The 10,334-nt window shown below is 74.2% G+C and carries 6 protein-coding genes; 3 read left to right on the top strand and 3 right to left on the bottom strand.

Annotated features, from left to right (window positions below):
• Position 1: 1 nt before the first annotated feature.
• Positions 2 to 1,117, top strand: coding sequence for a cobalt-precorrin-5B (C(1))-methyltransferase (locus BLW14_RS06520; RefSeq protein ID WP_093705249.1), 1,116 nt, complete (start codon positions 2 to 4; stop codon positions 1,115 to 1,117).
• A 17-nt stretch (positions 1,118 to 1,134) separates the two neighbouring features.
• On the opposite strand, the gene cobM is transcribed toward BLW14_RS06520, so the two are convergent.
• Positions 1,135 to 1,884 (bottom strand): precorrin-4 C(11)-methyltransferase, encoded by a 750-nt coding sequence (cobM, locus tag BLW14_RS06525; protein ID WP_093705251.1) that lies wholly within the window; start codon positions 1,882 to 1,884, stop codon positions 1,135 to 1,137.
• The gene (gene cbiE / locus BLW14_RS06530) at positions 1,881 to 3,155 is read right to left on the bottom strand and encodes a precorrin-6y C5,15-methyltransferase (decarboxylating) subunit CbiE (protein ID WP_093705253.1); all 1,275 of its coding nucleotides are present in this window, start codon (positions 3,153 to 3,155) and stop codon (positions 1,881 to 1,883) included. The genes cobM and cbiE overlap by 4 nt, the downstream gene beginning before the upstream one ends.
• A 277-nt stretch (positions 3,156 to 3,432) precedes the next feature.
• Between cbiE and modA the strand changes: the two genes are divergently transcribed.
• A complete protein-coding gene (gene modA / locus BLW14_RS06535) occupies positions 3,433 to 4,245 on the top strand; it encodes a molybdate ABC transporter substrate-binding protein (protein WP_093705255.1) in 813 nt (270 codons plus the stop codon).
• 52 nt (positions 4,246 to 4,297) lie between these two features.
• Entirely contained in the window at positions 4,298 to 6,208 is a 1,911-nt protein-coding gene (locus BLW14_RS06540) for an ABC transporter permease (RefSeq protein WP_093705257.1), read from the top strand.
• 8 nt (positions 6,209 to 6,216) lie between these two features.
• Here the strand turns inward: BLW14_RS06540 and BLW14_RS06545 are convergent, their stop codons facing one another.
• Positions 6,217 to 10,305, bottom strand: a complete 4,089-nt coding sequence (locus BLW14_RS06545) for a bifunctional nitrate reductase/sulfite reductase flavoprotein subunit alpha (RefSeq protein WP_093705259.1) — start codon at positions 10,303 to 10,305, stop codon at positions 6,217 to 6,219.
• Positions 10,306 to 10,334 lie beyond the last annotated feature (29 nt).

Consider the following 10,334-nt stretch of genomic DNA (forward strand, 5'->3'; position numbering starts at 1 on the left):
CATGAGTGAGGCGAAAGGCGGGCGCGGCGCCCAACTCAAGCACACCGGTCTGCGGCCCGGGTGGACGACCGGTGCCTGCGCCACCGCCGCCGCGACGGCCGCGTACACGGCGCTGCTGAACGGCGACTTCCCCGACCCGGTCACCATCACGCTGCCCCGGGGACAGACCCCGGCGTTCGCGCTGGCCGTGGAGGAGCTGGCCGACGGGCGGGCGACGGCGGGCGTGGTGAAGGACGCGGGCGACGACCCGGACGTGACGCACGGCGCCCTGGTGCGGGCGAGCGTGCGGGCGCTGCCGGCGGGCTCGGGCGTGGTGTTCCGGGCCGGGCCCGGTGTGGGCACGGTTACGCTGCCGGGGCTGCCGCTGGAGGTCGGCGAGCCGGCCGTCAACCCGGTGCCGCGCCGGATGATCCGGGAGCACATCGCGCGGGTCGCGGCGGCGCACGGCGGGTCCGGGGACGTCGAGGTGACGGTCGGCGTGGACCACGGCGAGGAGATCGCCCGCTCCACCTGGAACCCGCGCCTGGGCATCCTGGGCGGGCTGTCGATCCTTGGCACGACAGGGGTGGTGGTGCCGTACTCCTGCTCGGCGTGGATCGACTCCATCCGCCGGGGTGTGGACGTGGCGCTCGCGGCCGGGCACACCCATGTGGCCGGCTGCACGGGCTCGACCTCGGAGAAGACGGTGGTGGCCGAGTACGGGCTGCCGGAGATCGCGCTGCTCGACATGGGTGACTTCGCGGGCGCGGTGCTCAAGTACGTACGCCGTCACCCGGTGGACCGGCTGACCATCTGCGGCGGGTTCGCCAAGCTGTCGAAGCTCGCCGCCGGCCATCTGGACCTGCACTCGGGGCGCTCCCAGGTCGACAGGGGTTACCTGGCGGAGCTGGCCCGGCGCGGCGGCGCGGACGAAGCGCTGGCCGCCGGGATCGCCGTCGCCAACACTGGCCTCGCCGCACTCCAGTTGTGCCAGGCACACGGGGTGCCGCTGGGCGATCTGGTCGCCGTGGCGGCGCGGGACGAGGCGCTGTCGGTGCTGCGGGGAGCGCCGGTGGCCGTGGACGTGATCTGTATCGACCGGGCGGGCACGGTGGTGGGGCGCAGCTCGGTGCGCTGACCCGCCCGGCCGGGTGGTCAGCAGGTGTGGCGGTCGCGGGCGGGCGAGTAGAGGTGGCTGTCGCGGAACTGCTCGGCGCCCAGGGTGCGGCCGACCATGATGACGGCGGTACGGATGACACCCGCCGCCTTCACCTGTTCGGCGATGTCCTCCAGCGTGCCGCGCAGGACCAGTTCGTCGGGGCGGGAGGCCATGGCGACGACGGCGGCCGGGCAGTCGGCCCCGTAGTGCGGCAGCAGCTCCTCGACGACGCGGTCCACGTAACGGGCGGCCAGGTGCAGGACGATCAGGGCGCCGCTGCGGCCGAGCGTCGCCAGGTCCTCGCCCTCGGGCATGGCGGTGGCCCGCTGGGCGATGCGGGTCAGGATGACGGTCTGGCCGACGGTCGGCACGGTCAGCTCGCGCTTGAGGGCGGCGGCCGCCGCCGCGAACGCGGGGACGCCGGGCACCACTTCGTACGGCACGCCTGCCTCGTCGAGGCGGCGCATCTGCTCGTTGACCGCGCTGAACACGGAGGGGTCGCCGGAGTGCAGCCGCGCCACGTCGTGGCCGGCCCGGTGCGCCTCGACCAGTTCGGCGGTGATCTGCTCGATGTCGAGCTGTGCGGTGTCCACGAGCCGGGCGTCGTCCGGGCACTCGGCCAGGAGTTCGCGGGGCACCAGACTGCCCGCGTACAGGCACACCCCGCAGGCGGCGAGCGTGCGGGCGCCGCGCACCGTGATCAGGTCGGCGGCGCCGGGGCCCGCGCCGATGAAGTACACGGTCATCTGTCGTCTCCTGAGGGTCGAGCGGGGGGCGTTGCGGTGTCCGAGGGCTTGCGTACGGACCACTGGGTGACGGGCATCGCCTGGCGCCAGCCGGTGAAGGTGCCGACCGGCACGGCGTGGGACACGGCGAGACGTACCAACTCACCGCCGTGCTCCTTGTGCTGAGCGGCGAGCAGCGCTTCGGACTCCAGGGTGACCGTGTTGGCGACCAGCCGGCCGCCGGGCGGGAGGGCCGCGAGACAGGTGTCGAGGAGGCCGGGCGCGGTGAGGCCGCCGCCGATGAACACGGCGTCCGGTACCGGGAGTTGGTCGAGGCAGTCGGGCGCGCGTCCGGTGACGACGCGGAGGCCGGGCACGCCGAGGCGGGCGGCGTTCTCCTCGATGCGTGCCGCGCGGACGGGATCGCGTTCCACGGTGACGGCCCGGCAGGAGGGGTGGGTGCGCATCCACTCGATGGCGATCGATCCCGATCCGCCGCCGATGTCCCACAGGAGTTCGCCGGGGGCGGGAGCGAGCACGCCCAGGGTGACGGCCCGGATGTGACGCTTGGTCAGCTGCCCGTCGTGGGCGTACGCCTCGTCGGGCAGGCCCGGTACGGCTCCGAGGCGCAGCGCCCCGGGCGCGGTGCGGCACTCGACGGCGATGACGTTGAGCGGGTCCCCGGCCGGGTGGTCCCAGGTGTCGGCCACGCCCTCGGCGCATGCCTCGCCCTCGCCGCCGAGCTGCTCCAGGACCCGCAGGCGGCTGGGCCCGAAACCGTGGTCGCGCAGCAGTGCGGCGACCGTGGCCGGGGTGGTGGCGTCGGCGCTGAGGACGAGGAGCCGGCGGCCGTCGTGCAGGGCGGCGGCGAGCCGGGCGGCGGGGCGGCCGACGAGGGTGACGACCTCGGTGTCCTCCAGCGGCCAGCCGACGCGGGCGCAGGCGTAGGACACGGACGAGGGGTGCGGCAGGACGCGCAGCCGGTCCGGGCCAAGGACCTCGGTGAGCGCGCGGCCGATGCCGTAGAACATGGGGTCGCCGCTGGCCAGGACGGTGATGCGGCGGTCCGCGTGCGCGGCGAGCAGGCCGGGGACGGCGGGGCGCAGCGGCGAGGGCCAGGGCACGCGGTCGCCGGCGCACTCCGGCGGGAGCAGGCCGAGCTGGCGTCCGGCACCGATGAGGACCTGAGCGTCCCGCAGCGCGTCGCGCGCCGGCCCGGTGAGCCCGGGCCAGCCGTCGGCGCCGATCCCGACCACGGTCACTGCGGGCGGGAGGGGGTGCTCGGGGGTCACGGACGGTACCTCGGGTCTCGGGGGCTGGCGCACCCGCACTCTACTGGCCGGTCACGGGCGCCCCTCGAACAGGCCCCACCTGCGGGATAGCCCGCGCGGACACGCCTCGGACCTTTCTCCAAGAGATGACGCACCTGCCATGTGGTTTCCCATAGAAAGCTGCAAATGCGAAGCGATCACCACTATTCTTTGGCACATGCTGTTCGCTGTCATCGGGTGGTCCGCTCGCCGGCCCGGCGGCATCGGCCCGACGCGTTCCCAAGGAGTCCCGACCCTCATGTCGTTCATCCCCGCCCTCACCCGCCGCCGCGCGGCGGCCGCTCTCGTCGCCGTGGGCCTGCTCGCGCCGCTCACCGCGTGCGGCAGCGACGACGACACGAAGGATCCGGGCACCGGCTCCAGCGCGTCCGCGTCCGGCGTGCCCGCCGCCGACCTCACCGTCCTCGCCGCGTCCTCGCTCACCGATGTGTTCAAGGAGGCGGGCGCGGCGTACGAGAAGGAGCACCCGGGGACGAAGGTGACGTTCTCCTTCGCCGGGTCGCAGGAGCTGGCCGCGCAGGTGAAGCAGGGTGCGCCCGCCGACGCCCTGGTCACCGCCGACACGAAGACGATGGACGGGCTGAAGCCGGACACCGGCACGCCGACGGTCATCGCCGAGAACCGTCTCGTCATCGCCACCGGCAAGGGCAACCCGGAGAAGGTCGAGAACCTCAAGGACCTGGCCGACACCGAGCTGAAGGTGGTACTCGCCGCGCCCGAGGTGCCGGTGGGCCGGTACAGCAAGCAGATCCTGGACGCCCAGAAGATCACCGTGAAGCCGGTCTCCCAGGAGCCCAACGTGCGCGCGGTGCTGAGCAAGGTCCGGCTGGGCGAGGCGGACGCCGGGCTCGTCTACAAGACGGACGTCTCCGCAGCCGCCGGCAAGGTCGACTCGGTCGACATCCCGGACGAGCAGAACGCGGTCGCCTCGTACCCGGCGGCGACGCTCAGGGGCAGCAAGCACAGTGCGGCGGCCGAGGCGTTCGTGAAGTGGCTGTCGAGCCCCGAGGCCCGGAAGTTCCTGGCCGACGCCGGCTTCCAGCAGCCGTAACGTAGACGGGGGCCCGCGCACGGGTCGGGCCCCCAAGTCCCAGGGATTCCCGATGAACCGTCCCCGCCCCCGCGCACCGATCGTGCTGGCGCTCCCCGCGCTGCTGGCCGTGGCGTTCCTGCTGCTGCCGCTGGCCGGCATCCTCGCCCGCACCTCGTGGGGCGAGCTGGGCGGCCACCTCACCGGCGAGGCCACCACCCAGGCGCTGACGCTGTCGCTGATCGTCTCGGGCTGGGCGCTGGTCCTCTCGCTCGCCCTCGGGGTGCCGCTGGCCTGGCTGCTGGCCCGGGTCGACTTCCCCGGCAAGGTCTTCGTCCGCTCGCTGGTGCTGCTGCCGATGGTGCTGCCGCCCACGGTGGGCGGTGTCGCCCTGCTCCTCGGCTTCGGCCGGCGGGGGCTGCTCGGACCGTGGCTGGAGGACTGGTTCGGCGTCACGCTGCCCTTCCACACCTCCGGCGCCGTGCTCGCCGCGACCTTCGTCGCCATGCCGTTCCTGGTCATCAGCCTCGAAGGCGCGCTCGGCGGACTGCGGCCCCGCTACGAGGAGACGGCCGCGTCCCTGGGGGCTTCGCCGGTACGGGTGTTCTTCACGGTCACGCTGCCGATGGTCGCCCCCGGTCTCGCCGCCGGTGCGGCGCTGACCTGGGCGCGGGCGCTCGGCGAGTTCGGCGCGACCATCACGTTCGCGGGCAACCTACCGGGCACCACGCAGACGCTGCCCCTCCAGGTCTACCTGCTCCTCCAGGACAGCCCGGAGGCCGCCACCTCGGTCTCCCTGCTGCTTCTCGTCATCGCGATGGCGGTGCTGCTGGCGCTGCGCGGGCGGTGGACCGGGACGCCGCAGGCACGTACGCGGAGGCGGGAGGTCATCGACGAGGAGCCCGGGGCGGCCGCCGCTACGGGGGACGCTCCCGAGGCCGTACGGGAGGACTGGCCGCTGCACGCCGAGGTCACCGGCTTCAACGAGCTGACGCTCGACGCGGACGCCGGCACCACCATCGCCGTCGTCGGCCCCAACGGCGCGGGCAAGACGACCCTCCTGCGCGCCCTCCTCGGCCTCACCCCGCGCGCCCACGCCCGGCTCCGGCTCGGCGGCACCGACGTCACCGCCCTGCCCGCCCACCGCAGGGGCGTCGCCTGGGTGCCGCAGGACGGCGCACTGTTCCCGCACCTGAGCACCCTCGCCAACACGGCGTACGGGCTGCGCGCCCGGGGCGTGCCGCGCGCCGAGGCCCGCCGAAGCGCCCAGGAGTGGCTGGACCGGCTCGGCGTCGGGCACCTCGCCTCCCGCCGGCCCGCCCAGGTCTCGGGCGGCCAGGCCCAACGCGTCGCGCTGGCCCGTGCGCTGGCCGCCCGCCCCCGCCTCCTGCTCCTGGACGAACCGCTCGCCGCGCTCGACCAGACCACCCGGTCCCAGGTCCGGCACACCCTGCGCCGCCACCTCGAAGGCTTCGGCGGCGTCTGCCTCATCGTCACCCACGACCCGGTCGAGGCCGTCGCGCTGGCCGACCGGGTCCTCGTCCTGGAGGAGGGCCGCACGCTCCAGGACGCCCCGCCCGCCGAAGTGACCCGGCACCCGCGCTCCCCCTGGGTCGCCCGGATGCTCGGCCGCAACGCATGGACGGGGACGGCCACCGCCGACGGGCTCGCACCGGCGGGCGGCGGTCACCTCGTCGTCGCCGACCCGCTGCCCGCCGGGGCGCCCGCGCTCGCGGTCATCGCGCCCGAAGCCGTCTCCGTACACCGGGAGAAGCCCACCGGGAGCCCGCGCAACGTGTGGCCCGGCACGGTGCGGGAGATCGCCTCGGGCGGGAGCCGGCTCCGGGTGCTCGTCGGGTCGGAGCAGGCGCCGGACCTGGTCGCCGAGATCACCCCGCAGTCCGCCGCCGAACTGTCCCTCGCGGACGGGGTGGCGGTGTGGACCAGTGTCAAGGCGACCGAAGTGACGCTCGTGGCGCTCTGAACGGCGGGTCAGTAGACGTCGCGCACATACCGCTTGTCGGCGGCGAGCTGCTTCACGTACAGCGCGGCGGCTTCCGGGTCCAGGCCGCCGTGCGCGACGGCGATGTCCCGCAGTGCCCGGTCGACGTCCTTGGCCATGCGGGCCGCGTCGCCGCACACGTAGAAGTGGGCGCCGTCGCGCAGCCAGGACCACAGTTTGGCGCCGTGCTCGCGCATCCGGTCCTGTACGTACACCTTGGCGCGCTGGTCGCGGGAGAAGGCGGTGTCCAGGCGGGTGAGGGTGCCGTCCGCGAGGAAGGACGTCAGCTCCTCCTCGTAGAAGAAGTCGGTGGCCCGGTGCTGTTCCCCGAAGAACAGCCAGTTGGGGCCGGGGTCGCGGCGGGCGCGGCGCTCCTCCAGGAAGCCGATGAAGGGGGCCACGCCGGTGCCCGGGCCCACCATGACCATGGGCGCGTCGGGGCGGGCCGGCGGCCGGAAGTGCGGGGCGCGGCGCACGAAGACCGGGACGCCGGTGTCGGGGGCCGCGTCCGCGAGGAACGGCGAGCAGACACCGGCGCGCGGGCGGCCGTTGAGGTTCTCGTAGCGGACGACGGAGACCGTCAGGGAGAGGCGGTCGGGTTCGGTGAGCGGGCTGGACGATATCGAGTACAGGCGCGGCTGGAGCGGCTTGAGGATGCCCGCCCACTCCTCGGGGGTGGCCTTGACGGGGTACTCGGCGAGGACGTCGACGGCCTGCCGGCCCCAGGACCAGCGGGCCAGCTCGCCCTTGTTGTCGGGCCGCAGCATCTTCTTCAGGTCCCGGTCGCCGGTGCGTTCGGTGACGAAGCCGAGCAGGGCGGGGGTGAGCCGGGTGATGTCCAGGTGGCTGTGGAGGGCGTCGCCCAGCCGCAGGCCACCGAGGCCGGAGACCTCGATCTCCGCGTCGGCGTCGAGCCCGGTGACGGTGAGCCATTCCGCCACCAGGCCGGGGTGGTTGGCGGCGTGGACGCCGAGCGCGTCCCCGGCCGCGTACTCCAGGGCGGTCCCGGTGCCGCTGGTGTCGAAGGTGAACCGGCGGACCTCCTTCCCGGAGCCGGGCAGGCCGAGCAGCCGGTTCCCGGCCAGCCGGGCGGTGACGGGCGCGGGCTTGGGGGTGCGGGCCGGGGCGGGCGCGGGGGCCGGCTGGGGCGCCGGGGCCGGGTCTCCGGCCGGGGCGGTGAGACCGGCGAGTACCTGGTCGAGCCAGCTCAGCGCGGACGGTTCGTAGTCGGGTTCGCAGTCGGTACGCGGGGCGAGGCGGACGGCCCCCAGCTCGTCCAGGCGGCTGTCGAGCCGGCGCCCGTGCCCGCAGAAGTCGTCGTACGAGGAGTCGCCGAAGGCCAGCACGGCGTACCGCCTGCCGTCCAGCGGCGGGAGGTCCGCCGCCGTCAGGGCCTCCCAGAATCCGGAGCCGTTGTCGGGGGCGTCGCCGTCCCCGAACGTGCTGGTGATCAGGAGGAGGTCGGCGGCGGGCGGCAGGGCGCGCGGGTCGGCCTCGTCCATGCCGAGGAGCCGGGCGCGGTGGCCCGTGGCGGTCAGCCGGTCGGCGGTGGCGACGGCGAACTCCTCCGCGTTGCCCGTCTGGGAGGCCCACAGCACGACCACCTCGCGACCGGGGGCCTCGGCGGCTGCGGGCTCGGGGTCCGGGTCGGGCTGTCCGGTGCGCGAGTACATGCCGGCCAGGACGCCGTTGACCCAGCGGGCGTGCTCGGCGCTGAAGGGCGCGCCGGGCGGGAGGACGGGTACGCCGGGAGCGCCCAGGGGCAGCCCGGCGAGGAAGCCGACCAGGTACTGCCTCTCGTGCTCGGCGAGGACCGGGGGCGGAGTGGTCTCCAGGCCGAAGACGGCGGCGGCCGCCGTAGACGCGTGGGTCGCGGATTCCACCGGTGCCGCTTCCACCGGTACCGCGACGGGAGCGGGCGCCGCCGCGACCTTCGTCAGGGTCACCGCGCACACCTTGAACTCCGGCTGGAAGGAGACCGGGTCCACGGAGTCGCTGGTCACGGCGTTGACGCTGAGGTACTCACCGAAGAGGTCGTTCCAGTGGAAGGGCGCGAAGCAGCAGCCCGAAGCCACCCGGTCGGTGACGACGGCGGGCAGCACGGCCCGCCCGCGCCGGGACTCGACCTCCACCGAGTCGCCCTCCGCGATCCCGAGCCGTTCCGCGTCCTCGGGGTGCACCTCGACGAACGGGCCGGGGTCGAGCCGGTTGAGCTTGGCGACCTTGCCGGTCTTGGTGAGGGTGTGCCACTGGTGCTGGACCCGCCCGGTGTTGAGCAGGAACGGGTAGTCGTCGTCCGGCAGTTCGGCGGCCGGGATGTGGGGGCGGGCGAAGAAGCGGGCGCGTCCGGTGGGGGTCGGGAAGACCGGTCCGGAGCCGTCCGGGGCGAGGTAGCGGATGGGGTTGCGGGCCGGCCCGCCGGCGGTGGGCGCGGGCCACTGGACGGGGGCGGTGCGCAGCCGTTCGTACGTCACGCCCCGCAGGTCGTAGCCGGTGCGGGGGTTCGCGGCACGCTTGATCTCCTCGAAGACCTCCTCGGCGCTGTCGTACGTGAAGGCGTCCTCGTACCCCATGGCGCAGGCGATACGGGCGATGATCCGCCAGTCCGCGAGGGCCTCGCCGGGCGGCTCGACGGCCGGGCGGGCGAGGGTGAGATTGCGTTCGCTGTTGACGAGCACGCCCTCCGCCTCGCTCCACAGGGCGCCGGGCAGGACGACGTCGGCGTAGGCGTTGGTCTCGGTGTCGGCGAACACGTCCTGGGTGATGACGAGTTCGGCCGCCTCCAGGGCCTCGATGACCGTACGGCGGTTGGCGACGGAGGCGACGGGGTTGGTGCAGATGATCCAGCACGCCTTGATGTCGCCGGCCGCCATCCGCTCGAACATCTCGACGGTGCCCCGGCCGCACTCGTCCTTGCGCAGGGTGCCGGGGGCCAGGCCCCACAGCTCCTCCGTGAAGGCCCGGTCCTCGTCGTCCAGGAGTGAGCGCTGCCCGGGGAGGCCCGGCCCCATGTAGCCCATCTCGCGGCCGCCCATGGCGTTGGGCTGGCCGGTGAGTGAGAGGGGCCCGCTGCCGGGGCGGCAGATCGCCCCGGTCGCCAGGTGCAGGTTGATCAGCGCATTGGTGTTCCAGGTGCCGTGCGTGGACTGGTTGAGCCCCATCGTCCAGCAGCTCGTCCACTCCCCCGCCTCGCCGATCCACCGGGCGGCGCGGCGGATGTCCTCCTCCGGGATGCCGGTGATCGCGGCGACGGCCTCGGGCGCGTAGTCCGCGAGGAACTCCGGCATCGCCTCCCAGCCCTCGGTGTGCTCCGCGACGAACGCGGGGTCGGTGTGGCCGTTCGCGTGGAGGAGGTGCAGGAGGCCGTTGAGGAGGGCCAGGTCGGTGCCGGGGTTGATCCGCAGGAAGAGGTCGGCCTTGTCGGCGGTGGCGTTGCGCCGGGGGTCGACGACGATCAGCCTGGCGCCCGCCTTGACCCGGTCGAGGAGGCGCAGGAAGAGGATGGGGTGGCAGTCGGCCATGTTGGCGCCGATGACCAGGAAGACGTCCGCGCGGTCCAGGTCGTCGTAGGAGCCGGGCGGCCCGTCGGCGCCGAGCGACAGCTTGTAGCCGCTGCCCGCGCTCGCCATGCACAGCCGCGAGTTGGACTCCATGCGGCTGGTCCGGACGAACCCCTTGGCCAGCTTGTTCGCCAGGTACTGCGCCTCCATGCTCATCTGCCCGGACACGTACAGTGCGACCGCGTCCGGCCCGTGCTCGTCGATGATCGCCCGCAGCCGCCGCGCGGTCGACGCGACCGCCTCGTCCACGGGCACCGGCACCGGTTCCGCCCCGCGCTCGGGCCGCGTCAGCGCGGTGGTCAGCCGGCCGGGCGCGGCGAGCATGTCGGCGGTCGTCGCACCCTTGGTGCAGAGCCGCCCGGCGTTCGCGGGGTGCGTCTTGTCCCCCGACGCCTTGAGGACCGTACGGCGCCCGTCCGGCCCGGCCGCGATGTCGAGGACCATGCCGCAGCCCACCCCGCAGTACGAGCAGACCGTACGGACCTGAGTGGCGTCGGCCGACGAGCTCTGTGGGGGCACCGGGGAGACCTTCCGTGAATCGGATCGTC

It is taken from the genome of Streptomyces sp. 2131.1, assembly GCF_900105515.1.
Lineage (GTDB): Bacteria > Actinomycetota > Actinomycetes > Streptomycetales > Streptomycetaceae > Streptomyces > Streptomyces drozdowiczii.